17 protein-coding genes are annotated in these 16,728 nt (G+C 73.8%); 6 read left to right on the top strand and 11 right to left on the bottom strand.

Annotated elements, in window-relative coordinates:
- Positions 1 to 42: 42 nt before the first annotated feature.
- Complete coding sequence (locus ACFXOA_RS12005) at positions 43 to 519, bottom strand: GNAT family N-acetyltransferase (protein WP_385025452.1); 477 nt, start codon at positions 517 to 519, stop codon at positions 43 to 45.
- A 277-nt stretch (positions 520 to 796) separates the two neighbouring features.
- Between ACFXOA_RS12005 and ACFXOA_RS12000 the strand changes: the two genes are divergently transcribed.
- Positions 797 to 2,854: a bifunctional glycosyltransferase 87/phosphatase PAP2 family protein gene (locus tag ACFXOA_RS12000; RefSeq protein ID WP_385025449.1), complete on the top strand. Its 2,058-nt coding sequence runs from the start codon at positions 797 to 799 to the stop codon at positions 2,852 to 2,854.
- A gap of 35 nt (positions 2,855 to 2,889) precedes the next feature.
- Entirely contained in the window at positions 2,890 to 3,087 is a 198-nt protein-coding gene (locus ACFXOA_RS11995; protein ID WP_385025553.1) for a hypothetical protein, read from the top strand.
- Here the strand turns inward: ACFXOA_RS11995 and ACFXOA_RS11990 are convergent.
- The 5 genes from ACFXOA_RS11990 to ACFXOA_RS11970 are packed head-to-tail and all read right to left on the bottom strand — an operon-like array spanning position 3,078 to position 8,683.
- Positions 3,078 to 3,896 (bottom strand): ECF transporter S component, encoded by an 819-nt coding sequence (locus ACFXOA_RS11990; RefSeq protein WP_385025446.1) that lies wholly within the window; start codon positions 3,894 to 3,896, stop codon positions 3,078 to 3,080. The two genes, ACFXOA_RS11995 and ACFXOA_RS11990, sit on opposite strands and share 10 nt — an antisense overlap.
- Positions 3,893 to 5,602 carry an ABC transporter ATP-binding protein gene (locus ACFXOA_RS11985; RefSeq protein WP_385025443.1) on the bottom strand — a complete coding sequence of 570 codons (1,710 nt, stop codon included), beginning with the start codon at positions 5,600 to 5,602 and terminating at the stop codon, positions 3,893 to 3,895. The genes ACFXOA_RS11990 and ACFXOA_RS11985 overlap by 4 nt, the downstream gene beginning before the upstream one ends.
- Positions 5,599 to 6,744 carry an energy-coupling factor transporter transmembrane protein EcfT gene (locus ACFXOA_RS11980; protein WP_385025440.1) on the bottom strand — a complete coding sequence of 382 codons (1,146 nt, stop codon included), beginning with the start codon at positions 6,742 to 6,744 and terminating at the stop codon, positions 5,599 to 5,601. The genes ACFXOA_RS11985 and ACFXOA_RS11980 overlap by 4 nt, the downstream gene beginning before the upstream one ends.
- Entirely contained in the window at positions 6,741 to 7,424 is a 684-nt protein-coding gene (locus tag ACFXOA_RS11975; protein ID WP_385025437.1) for an SCO2322 family protein, read from the bottom strand. The genes ACFXOA_RS11980 and ACFXOA_RS11975 overlap by 4 nt, the downstream gene beginning before the upstream one ends.
- A complete protein-coding gene (locus tag ACFXOA_RS11970) occupies positions 7,421 to 8,683 on the bottom strand; it encodes a prenyltransferase/squalene oxidase repeat-containing protein (protein WP_385025434.1) in 1,263 nt (420 codons plus the stop codon). Before ACFXOA_RS11970 ends, ACFXOA_RS11975 begins: the two co-directional genes overlap by 4 nt.
- A 268-nt stretch (positions 8,684 to 8,951) precedes the next feature.
- Here ACFXOA_RS11970 and ACFXOA_RS11965 point away from each other — a divergent pair, with 268 nt between their 5' ends.
- Entirely contained in the window at positions 8,952 to 9,485 is a 534-nt protein-coding gene (locus tag ACFXOA_RS11965; RefSeq protein WP_385025432.1) for a hypothetical protein, read from the top strand.
- 121 nt (positions 9,486 to 9,606) lie between these two features.
- On the opposite strand, the gene ACFXOA_RS11960 is transcribed toward ACFXOA_RS11965, so the two are convergent.
- A complete protein-coding gene (locus ACFXOA_RS11960) occupies positions 9,607 to 10,212 on the bottom strand; it encodes a TetR family transcriptional regulator (protein WP_385025429.1) in 606 nt (201 codons plus the stop codon).
- A 232-nt stretch (positions 10,213 to 10,444) separates the two neighbouring features.
- Here ACFXOA_RS11960 and ACFXOA_RS11955 point away from each other — a divergent pair, with 232 nt between their 5' ends.
- The 3 genes from ACFXOA_RS11955 to ACFXOA_RS11945 are packed head-to-tail and all read left to right on the top strand — an operon-like array spanning position 10,445 to position 13,615.
- A complete protein-coding gene (locus ACFXOA_RS11955; RefSeq protein ID WP_385025426.1) occupies positions 10,445 to 11,758 on the top strand; it encodes a glycosyltransferase family 4 protein in 1,314 nt (437 codons plus the stop codon).
- Between the two features lie 52 nt (positions 11,759 to 11,810).
- Positions 11,811 to 12,542 carry a class I SAM-dependent methyltransferase gene (locus ACFXOA_RS11950; protein WP_385025423.1) on the top strand — a complete coding sequence of 244 codons (732 nt, stop codon included), beginning with the start codon at positions 11,811 to 11,813 and terminating at the stop codon, positions 12,540 to 12,542.
- Positions 12,539 to 13,615: a prenyltransferase gene (locus ACFXOA_RS11945; RefSeq protein WP_385025419.1), complete on the top strand. Its 1,077-nt coding sequence runs from the start codon at positions 12,539 to 12,541 to the stop codon at positions 13,613 to 13,615. The genes ACFXOA_RS11950 and ACFXOA_RS11945 overlap by 4 nt, the downstream gene beginning before the upstream one ends.
- A gap of 43 nt (positions 13,616 to 13,658) precedes the next feature.
- On the opposite strand, the gene ACFXOA_RS11940 is transcribed toward ACFXOA_RS11945, so the two are convergent.
- From ACFXOA_RS11940 to ACFXOA_RS11925, 4 genes are all read right to left on the bottom strand, one after another.
- Positions 13,659 to 13,949 carry a hypothetical protein gene (locus tag ACFXOA_RS11940; protein ID WP_362543906.1) on the bottom strand — a complete coding sequence of 97 codons (291 nt, stop codon included), beginning with the start codon at positions 13,947 to 13,949 and terminating at the stop codon, positions 13,659 to 13,661.
- 126 nt (positions 13,950 to 14,075) lie between these two features.
- Positions 14,076 to 14,882, bottom strand: coding sequence for a hypothetical protein (locus ACFXOA_RS11935; protein ID WP_385025416.1), 807 nt, complete (start codon positions 14,880 to 14,882; stop codon positions 14,076 to 14,078).
- A 186-nt stretch (positions 14,883 to 15,068) separates the two neighbouring features.
- Positions 15,069 to 15,941, bottom strand: a complete 873-nt coding sequence (locus ACFXOA_RS11930) for an N-acetylmuramoyl-L-alanine amidase (protein ID WP_385025414.1) — start codon at positions 15,939 to 15,941, stop codon at positions 15,069 to 15,071.
- Positions 15,942 to 15,955: 14 nt separating this feature from the next.
- Positions 15,956 to 16,543: a class I SAM-dependent methyltransferase gene (locus tag ACFXOA_RS11925; protein WP_385025544.1), complete on the bottom strand. Its 588-nt coding sequence runs from the start codon at positions 16,541 to 16,543 to the stop codon at positions 15,956 to 15,958.
- Positions 16,544 to 16,728: the final 185 nt, after the last annotated feature.

The raw sequence follows: 16,728 nt of genomic DNA, 5'->3' as shown, positions 1-16,728 counted from the left end.
GCCCCGGGCCGCGAGGACGGGGCGAGGCCGTCCCGGCCGCTCTCACAACTCCTTGGCGAGCCAGTGCTGGGCGTAGGTGTCCTGGTTGAACGCCCGGACCTCGCGGTACCCGTGCTTCGCGTACAGCCCGCGGGCCTCCACCAGATCGGACCGGGTGTCCAGCCGGATCCGCCGGACCCCGTGGGCGCGCGCCGCGCGCTCGACGCCGGCCAGCAGCAACCCGCCGCCGCCCGATCCGCGGAACTCCGGACGGACGTAGACCCGGGTCAGCTCGGCCGTCGCCCCGTCCACCAGCCGCAGGCCCGCGCAGCCCCCCGGGCGGCCCGCGTAACGGCCCACGAGGAACTCACCGGTCGGCGAGGCCAGGCGTTCCGCGCCGTCGTCCCGGAGACCCTCGTCGATCTCGGCGGCGGTCGCGGGACGGCCCCAGTAGCGGCCGGCGATCTCGCCGTAGTAGTCGCGTCGCAGCAGCGCGGCCACGTGCCCGCCGACGGGTTCGGGGGTCACGGTCCAGGTCATCGGGCCATTCTGGCCGCCGTGCGGACGGATGACGAACGGATATCCCGGAGGCGGGGTGCCCGCTCCGAACGGCGGACGGCCGTGCCGGGACACGAGGACCGACGTCCGGGCAGGTGCGGGCCGGCGAGTGGTATTCGGGCATTCTTTCGGCAAATCGGTGGTGACAGTCAGGCGAAGAGGGGGTTGATTGTGTCTACCTCATAGGGCAATGCGAGGCTACATCCGCACAAACCCGGGCCGAGGGGACAGTGCACGGAAACGGGAGGGTCGGCGCAGCGTGACAGATGTGGAGCGCAGTGTGCGGGGCGAGGCGGCGGCGGACCCGGGGGCGAGGGCCGCTGCGGCCAGAGCCGTCCTCTGGCTGCTCGTCGCCGTGATGGCCGTACGGCAGGTGGCGGTGGTGCTGCGTACCCCGCCCGGTGAACGCCTCACCGATCTGGAGACCTGGACCGGTGCCACCGGAGTCCTGCACATCGCGGGGTCCCTCTACGAACCCGGCCGGTTCACCGGGACGCCCTTCGCCGGACTGGTGCTGAGACCGCTGACGGTCTCCGCCGAACAGGCCCTGGGCGTCGTGTGGACCTTCGGGACGCTTCTCCTCGTCGTCGCCCTCGGGTTCATCGCCGCCCGCGCCCTGCCCGCCCCGGTGGGCAGGCGCACCGCCTTCCTCGCGGCCCCGGCCGCCGTCACCCTGCTCATGGTGTCGCTGCCCGTCCGCAACACACTCTTCCTGGGGCAGACGAGCGTCCTCCCCGTGCTGCTGGTGCTGGTCGCCTGCTTCGCCGTACGGGGCGAGCGGCTGCCGGGGGTCCTCATCGGTGTCGCGGCGGCGCTCCAGCCCGCGGTGCTGCTCTTCGCCGTCCTCCTCGGGCTCACCGGCAGGCGCCGGGCCGCGGTGAGCGGGGGAGTGACCTTCGCCGTCTGCACCGGTCTGGCCTGGGCGGTGATGCCTCGTGACTCCTGGGCGTACTGGGTGCACCATCTCGCGGGCGCCGGACTCGGGGAGAACCCCGAGAGCACCGCCAACCAGTCGCTGCACGGCGCGCTGCTCCGGTTCGGGCTGCAGGGGCCTTGGGAGATCGTGGTCTTCCTGCTCCTGGCCGTCGTCGTCACCGTCCTCGGGCTGCGCCGCGCGGTCCGCTACGCCCGGGACGGGCAGCTGCTCCTGGCCGTCGCGGTCACCGGCTGCGTCGCCGTCGCCGTCTCGCCCACCGCCTGGCAGCACCAGCTGCTCTGGGTGCTGCTCGCCGTCGTCGGGCGCGTCGGGACACGTGCCGCGGACCGGCTGGTGTGGCCGGCGGTCGTGGTCCTGGTGCTCACCCTGCCGGGGAAGTGGCTGCTGCCCAACGTCGGTGTGGTCCTGCCCGTACGGGACAACGTCCTGCTGGTCACGGCGCTCGCCGCGGCCTGCGCGGTGCCCTTCCTGTCCCGCACCTCGCCGTCCTGGGGGGCGGCCGTACCGACCGACTACGCGCGGCCGGTGCCGGCGCGGTTCGCGCGGGTGCCGTTGCTGCCGTTCTGGCGGCGGGTGCTCAGCCGCCCCAACCTGCTGCTGGAGCTCCTGCTCATCCGGGTCGTGTACTCGGCGTACGCCCAGGTCCGGCTGGCGGCGACCGCGGGGCGCGACACCGCCGAGGCGCACGGGCGGCAGATCCACGCCGCCGAACAGTGGCTGCACATCGACATCGAGCACTGGGCCAACCACGCGGTCGTCAAGGTCCCCTGGCTGAGGGACTTCTTCGACTACTACTACTCGACGTTCCACTTCATCGTGCCGCTCGCGATCCTCGGCGTGCTGTACGTGCGCCGGCCCTCCGACTACCGCTGGGCCCGCAGCACCATCGGATTCGCCACAGTCCTGGCCCTGCTCGGCTTCTGGCTCTACCCGCTGGCCCCGCCGCGCCTGATGCCCGGCCTCGGATTCATCGACACCGTCCACGGGGTGCAGGACCTCGACAGCCCCGACTTCGGGGCGCTGACGGCGGTCACCAACCAGTACGCGGCGATGCCGTCGCTGCACTTCGGATGGTCGCTGTGGTGCGGGGTGGTGATCCTGCTGCTCGCGCCGAAGGCGTGGATGAAGGTACTGGGGCTGCTGCACCCCCTGTTCACCGTCTCCGCGATCGTGGCCACCGGCAACCACTGGGTGCTGGACGCGGTCGGCGGTGCCACGGTCGTCGCCGCCGGATTCGGGCTGACGTATGTACTGGCGGGGCCGCGCGGACTCCGGCCGGCCGCGCCCGCCGCGGATGCCGGACAGCCGCGCCGGGAGGCCGAGGACGAGGTCGAGGCTGAGGACGGGTCCGTACCCGAACCGGCGGGGAGCAAGGCCTGACCGGGGGCCGTCACGGACGGCCCCCGGCGGACGCGGTGCGGGGCGGCTCCCGGGAGCCGCCCCGCACCAGCACCTGGGAGTTCCGCCACTGCTACACGGTGACCACCGGCCGTGTCTTCTTCGAGCTCGTCGAGCGCACCGGCGGATACGACGGGTACGGGGCGTGCAACGCCCCGGTCAGGCTCGCCGCGCAGCACGCGGCCGGGGACCGGCCGCCGGGCGCTCAGTCCTGACGGACCTCGAAGCCGGCCCGCGCGTCGAAGGCGGCGCGGCGGGTCGCCCGGCGCAGAGCGCGCAGCAGCGCAGGACCGACGGCCAGGGTGAGGACCACCGTGAGCAGGGCGCGGCCGAGGTCCCATCCGATCGAGGTCGCGGTGCAGTACGCGAGGAAGCGGACCAGGTTCTCGTGGAGCGGAGCGCCCGCCACGAAGGAGATGCCGGAACCGAGCCCCGGCACGATCGTCCAGCCGTACAGGTTCATCACCGTGCCGTACGCGAACGCCGCGAGGAAGCCGTACGCGGCCAGCATCAGCAGCTCCCCCCTGCCGCGCAGCCGTTCGGGGCCAGGGAGCAGGCCGGAGCCCATGGTGAACCAGCCCATCGACAGCATCTGGAACGGCATCCACGGCCCCACACCGCCGGTGAGCAGCGCCGAGGCGAACATCGTGAGCGAGCCGAGCACGAAACCGAAGCCGGGACCGAGCACCCGGCCGCTGAGCACCATCAGGAAGAACATCGGCTCCAGGCCGGCCGTCCCCGCACCCAGCGGGCGCAGTGCGGCGCCGACCGCCGCGAGCACCCCCAGCATCGCGACGGCCTTCGCGTCCAGGCCGGAGTCGGCGATCGTCGCCACGACCACACCGACCAGCAGCACGAGCAGCAGGGCGAAGAGCCAGGGCGCGTCCTGCGCGTGCGCGAGACCGGATTCCGCACCGGCCAGCAGCGGCCAGCCGAACGCGACCACCCCCACCGCGCTGATCAGGACGAGCGCGGCCACGGCGCGCGGGCCGAGCCGCACCGGACGCGGGGACCGGGCGCTCACGTGCTCTCCCCGAGGGCCGTACGCACCTGGGACACGGTCAGCCACTGACGGGGCGCCAGGATCTTCGACGTCTGCGGGGCGAACGCGGGGGAGGACACCACGACCTGCTCGGTCGGGCCGTCCGCGACGACCTCGCCGTCGGCGAGGATCACCACCCGGTCCGCCAGTTCGGCGGCCAGCTCCACGTCGTGGGTGGCGAGCACGATCGCGTGCCCCGCACCCGCCAGCCGGCGCAGGACACCGACGAGCCGGCTCTTCGCCGCGTAGTCGAGTCCCCGCGTCGGCTCGTCCAGGAGAAGGAGCGGGGGCCGTGCCGTGAGCACCAGGGCCAGGGCGAGAGCGAGCCGCTGGCCCTCGGAGAGATCGCGCGGATGCGCCTCGTCCGCCACCCCGGGCAGCAGCTCGGAGACCAGCGCCCGGCAGCTGCCCGCGGGCGCGCCCGCGTCGGTGTCCGCCGCCGCGCACTCCGCGGCGACGGTGTCCGCGTACAGCAGGTCGCGCGGCTCCTGGGGGACCAGTCCGACCCGGCGCACCATGTCGCGCGGGGCGGTCCGGGAAGGCTCGAGGCCGCCGACGAGCACCGAGCCCGTGGCCGGCGCGGTCATCCCGACCAGGGTGTTCAGCAGTGTCGACTTGCCGGCGCCGTTACGGCCCATCAGCGCGACGGTCTCACCGGGCGCGACGGCGAACGACACCCCGCGCAGCGCCTGGACCCGCCCGTGCCGCACCCCGAGCCCCTCGGCCCGTACGGGCACGCCCACCGGGACCGGCGCCTCGGGCGCGGGCTTCCGGCCCAGCAGCCTGCCGAGGAGGCCGGGGCGCGGGGCGGCCGGGCCGGGCCGCGGTACCGCACCGGTGCCCGCCGGTACGCCGCGCGGCGGCGGCTCCACACCGGCCAGCCGTTCCCGCAGGTCCACCGCCCGGCGCCGGGCGTCACGCACCGACAGCGGCAGCGGATCCCAGCCGACCAGGCTGCCCAGGGCGACCACCGGCGGACGCACGGGGGAGAGCGCCATGATCTCGGCGGGCGGTCCCATGACGGGGGCCTCGCCCGGTCCTGGCAGGAGGAGGACCTGGTCGGCGTACTGGACGACGCGCTCCAGCCGGTGCTCGGCCATGAGCACGGTCGTGCCCAGGTCGTGCACGAGGCGCTGGAGCACCGCGAGGACGTCCTCGGCCGCCGCGGGGTCCAGGGCGGACGTCGGTTCGTCGAGGACGAGCACCCGGGGGTGCGGGGTGAGGACGGAACCGATGGCGACCCGCTGCCGCTGTCCACCGGAGAGCGTGGCGATCGGCCGGTCCCGCAGGTCGGCCAGGCCCAGCAGGTCCAGGGTCTCCTCCACCCGGCGGCGCATGACGTCGGGGGCCAGGCCCAGCGACTCCATGCCGTACGCCAGCTCGTCCTCCACGGTGTCCGTCACGAAGTGGGCCAGCGGGTCCTGGCCCACCGTGCCGACCAGGTCGGCGAGTTCACGCGGCTTGTGGGTGCGGGTGTCCCGGCCGCCGACCGTGACCCGGCCGCCCAGCACCCCGCCGGTGAAGTGCGGGACGAGACCCGACACGGCTCCCAGCAGTGTCGACTTGCCGACACCGGACGGGCCGACGACGAGAACCAGTTCGCCCTCGGGGACCGTCAGGTCCACCCCGGACAGAGTGGGCCGTGAGGCACCCTCGTACCGCACCGAGACCTGTTCGAACCGGATCATGCGCGCTCCTTGGAGGCCGGGGGCGAAGGGGGCAGCGGAGCCACCACGGCGGGCAGCAGCCCGATCAGGACGGCGACGGCCGGCCACAGCGGGAGTACCGGGGCGGTGAGCGGCACGACGCCCGGGTGCAGGGCGCCCGGATCGACGGCGCCCGCCCGGATCATCGCCGCCGCGACGGCCGCCCCCGAGGCCGCGACGAGCCAGGCGCGCACGTCCCAGCGGTCGGGCCGGTAGCGGGTACGCACCGAGCGCCGGCCACCGAGCCGCAGCCCGGCCAGCGCCGCCGCCACCCCCGCCAGCAGCAACGGCAGTCCGTGGACGGCGCCCTCGGCGGCCAGCAGCCCGTAGGTCCCCGCGCACACCCCCAGCAGACCGCCGAGCGTCAGGACATGGGTGGTACGTCGCACCGCGGGCGGCACCTGGGCGGTGCGGCCGTACCCCCGCGCGTCCATCGACGCGGCCACCGCCACCGAACGCTCCAGGGCGCCCTCCAGCACCGGCAGCCCGATCCGCAGGACCGCCCCGACCCCGCCGGCCGACCGGCCCCGCAGCCGGCGTGCGGTCCGCAGCCGGGCCACATCGGCGACCATGTTCGGGGCGAACGTCATCGCCACGACCACGGCGACCCCCACCTCGTACAGCGCGCCCGGCAGCGACTTCAGCAGCCTCGCCGGGTTGGCCAGCGAGTTCGCCGCTCCGACACAGATCAGCAGAGCGGCCAGCTTCGCGCCCTCGTACAGGGCGAAGACCAGCTGCTCCGCGGTGACCCGGCCGCCGATCCTGACGCCCTGCGCCCACCCCGGCAACGGCACCTCGGGCAGGGTGAACAGGACGTCCGTACCCGGTACGGAGGAGCCCAGGACGGCGGAGAACACCAGCCGCACGGCCACGACGGCCAGCCCGAGCCTGACGAACGCCCCGTACGAACGGGCCCACGGGGCGTCCGTGCGGCGCGCGGCCACCACATAGCCGGCCACCCCCACCAGGAGACCCAGCAGCAGCGGGTTGGTCGTACGGGACGCGGCGGTCGCCAGCCCGAGCGCCCACAGCCACCAGGCGCCCGCCGGAACGGCGTTCGCACGGGTGGCCGCGGGCGCGCGCAGGGCAGGGCGGAGCCGGGCCGCGCCGGTGGAGCCGGTCATCGCCGGCGGCGTGCCCGCAGCACAGCGGCGGCACCCAGCACGAGCACCGCTCCGACACCGGTGAGCACACCCGCGGACGGGCCGCCGCCCGAGCCGCCGTCGCCGTCCGCCGGCGCGGCGCCGGAGGACGCCTTCGCCGGCTCGGACTCCGCGGCACCCGGTGAGCGGACGTCGGTCCGCTCACCGCAGCCGGACCGCGGGTAGCCCGAGATCGCGCAGAGCATCGCGGCGCTGTCGTACCGCAGGGGCTTCGCCACCGAGGCGAGCGCCTCGGCCGTCGAGGCGTCCGGCGCGACTCGGGCGCAGGCGCTGCGCAGCGCGGGCGGCCGCTCGCCGTCCGGGGCGTCCGCCGCCGTACCCGGGTCGATGACCAGCGCGATCCGCTTGCTGCCGTCCTTCGCCGGGGTGTCCGCGCAGACCGCGGCGAAGTCCGGCGCGGTACGGGGCCTCGCCGCGTCCTGGGAGTCCTCGCTCACCGAGAAGCGGAAACCCTGGACCGTGCCGTCACCCGGCCGGACGACCGCGGGGCCCTGGGTGGCGTACGTCCAGCCCGTGCCGCCGTCGCCCTCCCAGAACGACCAGTAGCGGTAGCCGGCCGCCTGCGCGCCGCCCGCACCCAGCACGGTGAGGACGGTGCCGACGAGGAACAGCAGGGCCGCCGTGGACAGCGGGCGCCTCACAGCTGCTGGTTCTTCCGGCGTCCGCTGAGCAGGAAGCCGATGCCCGCGCCGAAGGCGAGACCGACGCCGATGATCCACCAGATGCCGAGGCTCTCGTCGTCCTGGCCGTCCTCGCCGTCCTCCTTGGGCTCCGAGGGCGCCGTCGCGGGCGGCGAGGGCACGGCGGTGGCGGCCGGGGCCGGGCCCGTCGCGTTGAGCTGGCGGACGAGGTCGACACCGCCGAAGTCGCGGGCGTCGGTGCCGGTCGCGTGGGCAGCGAGCACCAGCTGGGCGGTGGCGGCGGGGCCGCCCTCCTTCGCCCAGCCCTGCGCGTGCTTCTCCAGGTAGGCGACCGCGCCCGCCGCCTTGTCCTTGTGTCCGGAGGCGGCCAGTGCCACGACGGCGTCGGCGGTGTTGCCGAAGTCGGGCTGCGGGTCCGAGTCCTCGGCGCCCGGCATCGGGGGGAGGTTCAGGTGGCCGGACGCGGCGAGCGTCCTGGCGAGGTAGGAGGCGCCGTTCTGGGCGGTCTGCTCGGAGGTGAGGCCGGTGCCCTTGTGGCAGGCCGGGTCCTTCACCGCGTTGGAGGTGCCCGCGGCCATGCCCTTGCCCATCGCGCCGAGGGTCGCGGCCGCCGTGGCGTCCGCGTTCGCGGTGAGCTTGCCGTCCTTGTCCGGCTGGTAGGCGAACGCCCCGCCGTCCTCGCCGCCGCAGGGCAGGGCGAAGGACTGCAGCGCGGTGTACGGGGTCCTGCCGCCGGCCTTGGTGATGGCGGCGACCGGCACGTTCGCCCTGGCGAGCGCCCCGATGACGACGGCGGTGGAGTTGGCGTCGCTCGGGCTGCCCGGGTTGTAGCCCCAGCCGCCGTCGTCGTTCTGCACGGACTTCAGCCAGCTGACCCCGTTGTCCACGACCTCGCGGTGCACCCCGAGTTCGGCCAGGGCCTGCACCGCGGCCGCGGTGGCGTTGGTGTCCGCGACCGTCTTGGCGTCGCACGGCTTCGAGGCGTCCCGGTAGGCGGCGAAGGCACCGCTGTCGCACTGCTGGCCGACCAGCCAGTCCACCGACTTCGTGGCGGGGGTCACCAGTTCGATCTTCTGGGCGAGGAACGCCAGCGACTGGCGCCACACCCCGTCGTACGTCGGGTCCTTGGTGCCGTACAGCCCGGCCGGAAGGTCCGGGGCGGAGGGGGACGGACTCGGTGCGGCGACCGCCACCGGGGCGGCCGCTCCACAGAGCACGGCAGTGATCGCGAGCGCTGCCGCGCGACGGCGTACGGACATGAAGGGCAGGGCCTCTCGAATGGGGTTTTCCCCTGCTCGACCCGGGCCGAGCGCTCGGGGAAGGGTCGGCGCCGGGTTCGCACCGGCTTCCCCCTGTACGGGCGTGATGACGACCGCCTACTCTACCGGGGCGCTCACCGCCCTCTCCGGGCGGACGCCCGCACCTGCCGGTCGGGGGACCTTCCCAGCAGGTCAGGGCCCGTGCGAGACTCCGGCGGGGCACACGGGCGCGGTCCGTGGGGAAGAACGACCTGGGTGGGAAACAGCAGTGCGCAGACGTAGGACGGCGGCCGTCGCCGCGATGGCGGCCGGATTCATGGCCCTGACCGCGGGATGCGGCCTGACGGGCGAGGACGAGATCCTGCCGAAGGCCACCCGCGAGCCCCTTCCCCCGCTCACCGCGAGCGCCGTCTCGGACGAGATATCCGGCCTCGCCCGCGCGGGCGGCCTGCCGGACGGCGACACCTCCCCGGCGGGACTGCCGAAGGGCGGCTGGCGGGACTGCATGGCGCCGTGGACGGGCCGTGCGCCCGCCGCGGACGCCGCCGGCGCCTTCGAGGCGACGGTGACGAGGCTGCGGGAACACGACTGGGAGATCATCTCCAGCCACACGGGACACGACAGTCACTCGGGACACGACGTCACCTATCGCACCCTCGCCAAGCGGGGCTGGAAGCTGTACGCCCGCCGCTACGACGACGCGTCCGCCCCCGGGCCCGGGGCGGACGTCTCGCTCACCGCGGTCGAGGACGGGTGCGAACCGCCCGCGAAGGTCCGTGCCGGTTACGAGGACCCGGCCTGACACCGGCCGCCGGTGACTGCCCGAGGGGGCGAACGCGTCGTACGGCCCCTGGCGCGCTCGACATGGTGCAGGACACCTCACCTCGCCGGGAGCCCGTGTGGGCACGGCACATGGGCAGGCGTCAGCGCGGGGGAGCCGGGCGGGCGATCAGCTCGCACACCGTCTCGATGTCCCGCTTCACCTGGGCGATGGACTCGCGCCCGGAGAGCCAGGTGATGAGCGCCGAGTGCCAGGTGTGCTCGATGACCCGGACCACGGACAGCTGCTCCTGGGTGGGTTCCGCCACCTCCATCGCGTCCAGGACGATCGCCGTGGTCAGCCGTGAGACGGCGTCCACCTCGGGGCTCACCCCCCGGTCGGCGAAGGTCAGCGCCCGCACCATGGCGTCGGCCAGCATCGGGTCGCGCTGCAGGGCGCGGAAGGCGCACATCAGGGTCTCGGCCACCCGCTGGGCGGCGTCGTCACCGGTGGGCGGCCGCCTGCGGAGCGCGAGACGCAGGTGCTGGAGCTGGTCCTGCATCACCGCGACCAGCAGATGGACCTTGGAGGGGAAGTAGCGGTAGAGCGTGCCCAGGGCGACCCCGGCGGCGTCCGCCACCTCACGCATCTGCACGGCTTCGAAGCCACCCCGCCCGGCGAGCCGCGCGCCGGCACGCAGGATGCCCCGGCGCCGGGCCTCCTGGCGTTCCGTCAGGGGCGGCGCTGCCGGCCTGGCTTCCGCTGTCATCTGTCCCCATTCACAAAGGGAGAACCGGTTCCCGGCCCGGCAGGGCACCCTTCGCCGGGCGCGCACAGCGTGCCCGGGTGTCTGCCGTGGCGCGAATCACCTGATCCGGCCGTCACGCCGACGCTACCTGCCGGTAGATTCGATGCGTGTTGAACCGACGAGTCTGAAACTTGTTCTAGATTAGCGCGACCGGCTACGCTCCGGCGAAACCGCAGCGAGAAGGGGGCCGAGTGTGACCGCTGAGGCCATAGAGACGGGCCCCTTCGCGGGCGGCGGCGCGGCGGACACCGAGGGTGACCGCCCTTTGCGCATCGCGCTCCTGACGTACAAGGGCAACCCGTTCTGCGGTGGTCAGGGCGTCTACGTCCGCCACCTCGGGCGCGAGCTCGCCCGGCTGGGGCACAGCGTCGAGGTGATCGGCGCCCAGCCCTACCCGGTGCTCGACGAGGGAGTCCCGCTCACCGAGCTGCCGAGCCTCGACCTGTACCGCCAGCCCGACCCGTTCCGCACCCCCGGACGCGGCGAGTACCGGGACTGGATCGACGTGGCCGAGGTCGCCACCATGTGGACCGGCGGCTTCCCCGAACCTCTCACCTTCAGCCTGCGGGCCCGGCGCCATCTCCTCGCCAGGCGCGGCGACTTCGACGTCGTCCACGACAACCAGACGCTCGGCTACGGCCTGCTGGGTGACCTCGGCGCCCCGCTGGTCACCACGATCCACCACCCCATCACCGTCGACCGCCGGCTCGACCTGGACGCCGCGGACTCCAGGCGCCGGCGTCTGGCCGTGCGCCGGTGGTACGGCTTCACCCGCATGCAGAAGCGGGTCGCCCGCCGCCTGCCGTCGGTCCTCACCGTGTCAGGGTCCTCCCAGCAGGAGATCGTCGAACACCTCGGGGTCCGCCGCGACCGCGTCCAGGTCGTGCACATCGGGGCCGACACCGACCTCTGGTCGCCCGACCCCTCCGTCGCCGAGGTACCCGGCCGGATCGTCACCACGTCCAGCGCCGACGTCCCCCTCAAGGGCCTCGTCCACCTCGTCGAGGCGCTCGCCGAGCTCCGCACCGAGAACCCGGCCGCGCACCTCGTGGTCGTGGGGAAGCGGGCCGAGGACGGGCCGGTCGCGCAGGCCATCGAGCGCTACGGCCTCCAGGACGCCGTCGAGTTCGTCAAGGGCATCAGCGACGCCGAACTCGTCGACCTGGTGCGCGGTGCCCAGATCTCCTGCGTGCCCTCGCTGTACGAGGGCTTCTCGCTGCCCGCCGCCGAGGCCATGGCCACCGGGACCCCGCTGGTTGCCACCACCGGCGGCGCGATCCCCGAGGTCGCGGGCCCCGACGGGGAGACCTGCCTGGCCGTCCCGCCCGGCGACGCGGGGGCGCTGGCCGCCGCGCTCGGGCGCCTCCTCGGCGACCGCGAACTCAGGGCGCGTCTGGGGGCGGCCGGCCGCGCCCGGGTGCTGGCCAACTTCACCTGGGCCAGGGCCGCCCTGGGCACCGTCGAGCTGTACCGTCAGTCGATCGCCGCGCGGGGGGCCCGCAGGTGAGCGCCCCCACGGCTCCCCGAACCCGAACCTCCGACCTCGAAGGCAGGCCCGCGTGCTGACCGTCGACTTCTCCCGCTTCCCGCTCGCCGCAGGCGACCGAGTGCTCGATCTGGGCTGCGGCGCCGGCCGGCACGCCTTCGAGTGCTACCGGCGCGGTGCCCAGGTGGTGGCGCTCGACCAGAACGGCGAGGAGATCCGCGAGGTCGCGAAGTGGTTCGCCGCGATGAAGGAGGCAGGCGAGGCCCCCGCGGGGGCGACCGCCACCGCGATGGAGGGCGACGCGCTCAACCTGCCCTTCCCGGACGCCTCCTTCGACGTTGTCATCATCTCCGAGGTCATGGAGCACATCCCCGACGACAAGGGTGTGCTCGCCGAGATGGTCCGGGTGCTGAAGCCCGGCGGCAGGATCGCGATCACCGTCCCCCGCTACGGCCCCGAGAAGGTCTGCTGGGCGCTCTCCGACGCGTACCACGAGGTCGAGGGCGGTCACATCCGCATCTACAAGGCGGACGAACTCCTCGGCAGGATCCGGGAGGCGGGGCTCAAGCCCTACGGCACCCACCACGCGCACGCCCTGCACAGCCCGTACTGGTGGCTCAAGTGCGCCTTCGGGGTGGACAACGACAAGGCGCTCCCGGTGCGCGCCTACCACAAGCTGCTGGTCTGGGACATCATGAAGAAGCCGCTGGCCACCCGGGTCGCCGAGCAGCTCCTCAACCCCGTCGTGGGCAAGAGCTTCGTGGCGTACGCGACCAAGCCGCACCTGCCGAAGGCCGAGGCGTGAGCACGCCGGAGCAGACCGAACACCTGGTCCTGCCGGGCGTGCTGACGGCCGATCAGGCGGCCGAGACGGTGCGCGCGCTGCTCGCCGTCCAGCGCGAGGACGGTGCGCTGCCCTGGTTCCGGGGCCACCACCTCGACCCGTGGGACCACACCGAGGCCGCCATGGCACTGGACGCGGCCGGCGAACACGAGGCCGCCGCACGCGCCTACGAGTGGCTGGCCCGCAACCAGAACGGCGACGGCTCCTGGTACGCCGCCTACCACGACGGCGACCCGGACCGGCCGACCGACCTCGGGCTGGAGACCAACTTCTGCGCCTACGTGGCCGTCGGCGTCTGGCACCACTACCTCGCCACCGGTGACGACGCCTTCGCCGACCGCATGTGGCCGACGGTCTACGCCGCCGTCGAGTTCGTGCTGCGTCTCCAGCAGCCGGGCGGCGAGATCGGCTGGAAGCGCGAGCCCGACGGGACGCCCGTCACCGACGCGCTGCTCACCGGCTCCTCCTCCGTGCACCAGGCCCTGCGCTGCGCCCTGGCCCTGGCCGAACAGCGCGAGGAGCCGCAGCCCGACTGGGAGCTGGCCGCCGGGGCGCTCGGCCACGCGATCCGCCGCCACCCCGAACGCTTCCTCGACAAGAGCCGCTACTCGATGGACTGGTACTACCCGGTCCTCGGCGGGGCCGTCACGGGGGCCGACGCCGCACGGCGGATCGAGGAGAGCTGGGACGCCTTCGTGGTCCCCGGCCTCGGTGTGCGCTGCGTGCTGCCCAACCCCTGGGTCACAGGCGGGGAGAGCTGCGAACTGGCCCTGGCGCTCTGGGCGACGGGGGAGTCGGACCGTGCCCTGGAGATCCTCCAGTCCATCCAGCACCTGCGCGCCGAGGGCGGTCTGTACTGGACGGGGTACGTCTTCGAGGGCGAGCGGGCCGTATGGCCGGAGGAACTCACCACCTGGACGGCCGGATCACTGCTGCTCGCGGTGGCCGCGCTCGGAGGGGACGAGGCGACCACCGCGGTCTTCGGTGGTGAACGGCTGCCCAGGGGGCTGGAACCGGACTGCTGCGCGCGGTGACCGCGCCTCCCGCCCGGCCACGGGCACACGGGCGGGTCCTGGCTCAGCTGCGGACACGGCCCGCGATCGCGTGCCCGACGAAGAGGTAGACGGCCGCGGCGAGACCGTACCCGGCGACGACGCGCGCCCATGCCTCGTCGAAGGTGAACAGGTCGTAGGACCAGCCCGCCAGCCAGTTGGCCGAGTCATGGACGAAGTCGACCAGTTCGTTGCCCCGGTTGGCGTCGAGCAGATACATCAGTATCCACAGGATGAGGATGAAGGCCATGATGTCGGCGATCACGGCGATCGCGCGGGCGGCCGTACTGCTTCCTGAGCCTCGTCTGTATGCCATGCACTCCGGATTGCCGCTCCGCGACGGGTGAAACCCGCCCGCTCGCGCATGCGTCGGGGGCGGCGACGCCCGGACACGCGACGAGCCCCGCCCTGAGGAGGGCGGGGCTCGCTCTGCGCTCGGGGCTCAGCCGCGCTGGATGCCCGTGGTGTCCTGGAGGACACCGCGACGGCCGTCCTGCGTCTGGGCGATGAGGCCCGTGCCGCGCTGCTCGACCGCGAGGTACCAGGTGCCGGGGGCGAGTTCGGCGATCGGGTTCGGGGCGCCGTCCTCGCCGTAGAGCGGCCGGGCGACCGGCACCGCGAACCAGAACGGGGTGAAGTCACCGGCCGGGGCACCGCCGCCCTGGGGCGCCTGAGGCGCGGCCTGCTGGTGGTCCGGCCCGCCGGGCTGCTGGGCGCCGTAGGGCTGCGTCTGGCCGTACGGCTGCTGTGCACCGGGGTAGCCGTAACCCTGGCCGGGCTGCTGGCCGAAGGCCGGCTGCGGGGTCTGCGCCGGACGCGGGGCGCCCATCAGCGGCGCCTTGAGCGCGGGGACCATCGGGGTCGCCACGGCGGCGCCGGCCAGTACGAGGGTGGCGAGCAGGCCGAGGATCAGGCCGGCGCCCGCGTCACCCGCGTCGATGATCGTCCAGAACATCGTCCACAGGGCGTACACGGTCAACGCGGCGCCGAACTGGCCGAGTTCGAAGCCCACCACCTTGCGGCCCGGCATCGCACGGCTGACGATCAGCAGCGCGGCACCGATGATTCCCGCCAGGTAGATCCCCATCAGGAGGGAGAGCGAGTCCCAGGCGTTCGCGCTGCTGAAGCCCGAGCAGTCCACGCCCGAGGGGCAGTCGTAGCCGGAGAGGTCGAGGAAAGAGGCGATGAACAGCACGACCGCTGCTCCGATCACCACGCCGTCGCCTCGAGTGAGGGAGCGGATATTCACGTGAAGGTCCTTAGTCGGTCGTCTCGTCGGGGCGGTCGTCGATGCCGCCTGGACGGCGGGTACGGCGTGAAGCTCGGAGGCGGCACCCCATCGTACGGATGAATCTATCGTCTGCCGGGGCGGGTTGTGCCGGTGCCCGCACACCGGACAAGCCATCCCCCCGATGTCGCCACTTTCACCGCAGAACTACCTCTTGAGATAGCTGGTGACGCCCTCGGCGATGCCGAGAGCCGCCTTCTGGCGCCAGCTCTCGCGGGTGAGCAGGGCGGCGTCATCCGGATCACGCATATTGCCGCATTCGATGAACACTTTGGGCACGGTCGACAGATTCAGGCCGCCGAGATCGCTCCTGGTGTCGAGCCCGGTACCGCCCCCGATGTAATTGGAAGGGGTGCTTCCGGTAATGCGTGCGAAATTCCCCGCAATCCGTTCTCCCAGTTCACGCGAGGGGGCCACGATCTTCGCGGTGTCCGCGTCGCCGCCGTTCACCGCCGCGGGGAGAATGACGTGGAACCCCCGGTTTCCGGTCGCGGAACCGTCCGCGTGGACCGAGACGACCGCGTCGGCCTTCGCCTTGTTGCCGATCCGCGCCCGCTCGTCGACGCACGGCCCGAAGGGGCGGTCGCCGTCCTGGGTGAGGACCACCTTCGCGCCCTCGGCCTCCAGCAGGGTGCGCAGCCGGCGGGACACGTCGAGGGTGAACCGGGCCTCCGCGTAACCCGAGTTGGTGGCCGTACCGGTGGTGTCGCACTCCTTGTGCCCGGTGCCGATGCCGACCTGGGCGCCGATCTCCCGCGGGTGGTCGCGGTTGCCGGGGTTGTGCCCGGGGTCGATCACCACGGTCCGGCCGCCGAGCGGCGCCGTGGGCGCCGGCCGCGCGGCCGTGGACCCGGCGGGTGCCTCGGTGGCGGGGGCGGGGGAGGACGGGGCCTCGCCGCCGCCGGCGCATCCGGCCGTCGCGGCCAGGCAGAGGCCGGTCAGGGCCGCCGAGGCGAGGAGGGGCCTGCGGCGAGGGCGGGACGTGGAGGGAGCGGAGTCGTGGGGGCGCACGTCGCGCATGCTATCCGTGGTCCTCAGATCCCCGTCCCCGTACGGCACAGCACACGCAGCGAGTCCGTGACCGAGATCTCGGTGAACGCCCCCGAGGCCAGGGCCCGTTGGTGGACGCGGTAGGGGGCCTGCCCTCCGTCGGCCGGGTCCGGGAAGACGTCGTGGATGACGAGCAGGCCGCCCTCGGCCACCTTGGGCGCCCACCCCTCGTAGTCACCGTTCGCGTGCTCGTCGGTGTGTCCGCCGTCGATGAACACGAGACCGAGCGGCCCGCTCCACACCGCGGCGACCTGGGGGGAGCGCCCGACGAGCGCCACCACGTGGTCCTCCAGGCCCGCCCGGTGCAGGGTGCGCCGGAACGTCGGGAGCGTGTCCATCAGACCGATCTCCGGGTCCACGACCGAGGGGTCGTGGTACTCCCAGCCCGGCTGCTGCTCCTCGCTGCCACGGTGGTGGTCGACGGTGAGGGCCGTCACCCCCGCGTCGCGGGCGGCGGCGGCCAGCAGGATCGTGGACCGCCCGCAGTAGGTGCCGACCTCCAGGAGGGGCAGGCCCAGCGCGGCGGCCTCGGTCGCGGCGGCGTGGAGCGCGAGCCCCTCGTGGAGCGGCATGAAGCCCTTGGCTGCCTGGAACGCGGCAAGAATCTCCGGCTTGGGCTCGGCGGCCACGGGTTCCTCCTGGTGGGACGTGGGATCGGACGGCGTCCCATCGTGCCGTACGCCCCCGCCGGCGGGACCGGCGGGGGCGTACGGGTGGGGTGGGCCCGGGTCGGGGCAGGCCCCTGGCAGGGCGGCCG

Source organism: Streptomyces sp. NPDC059166 (assembly GCF_042755185.1).
GTDB lineage: Bacteria > Actinomycetota > Actinomycetes > Streptomycetales > Streptomycetaceae > Streptomyces.
The sequence above is the reverse complement of the archived record's forward strand: the minus strand, read 5'-3'. Positions and strand labels throughout refer to the sequence as shown.

What these genes read in the sequence shown, in the direction of transcription:
- ACFXOA_RS11940 (WP_362543906.1), bottom strand. Translation starts at nt 13,949, where the DNA reads ATGGCATACAGACGAGGCTCAGGAAGCAGTACGGCCGCCCGCGCGATC.
- ACFXOA_RS11960 (WP_385025429.1), bottom strand. Translation starts at nt 10,212, where the DNA reads ATGACAGCGGAAGCCAGGCCGGCAGCGCCGCCCCTGACGGAACGCCAG.
- ACFXOA_RS11930 (WP_385025414.1), bottom strand. Translation starts at nt 15,941, where the DNA reads ATGCGCGACGTGCGCCCCCACGACTCCGCTCCCTCCACGTCCCGCCCT.
- ACFXOA_RS12005 (WP_385025452.1), bottom strand. Translation starts at nt 519, where the DNA reads ATGACCTGGACCGTGACCCCCGAACCCGTCGGCGGGCACGTGGCCGCG.
- ACFXOA_RS11980 (WP_385025440.1), bottom strand. Translation starts at nt 6,744, where the DNA reads ATGACCGGCTCCACCGGCGCGGCCCGGCTCCGCCCTGCCCTGCGCGCG.
- ACFXOA_RS11925 (WP_385025544.1), bottom strand. Translation starts at nt 16,543, where the DNA reads ATGCCGCTCCACGAGGGGCTCGCGCTCCACGCCGCCGCGACCGAGGCC.
- ACFXOA_RS11970 (WP_385025434.1), bottom strand. Translation starts at nt 8,683, where the DNA reads ATGTCCGTACGCCGTCGCGCGGCAGCGCTCGCGATCACTGCCGTGCTC.
- ACFXOA_RS11985 (WP_385025443.1), bottom strand. Translation starts at nt 5,602, where the DNA reads ATGATCCGGTTCGAACAGGTCTCGGTGCGGTACGAGGGTGCCTCACGG.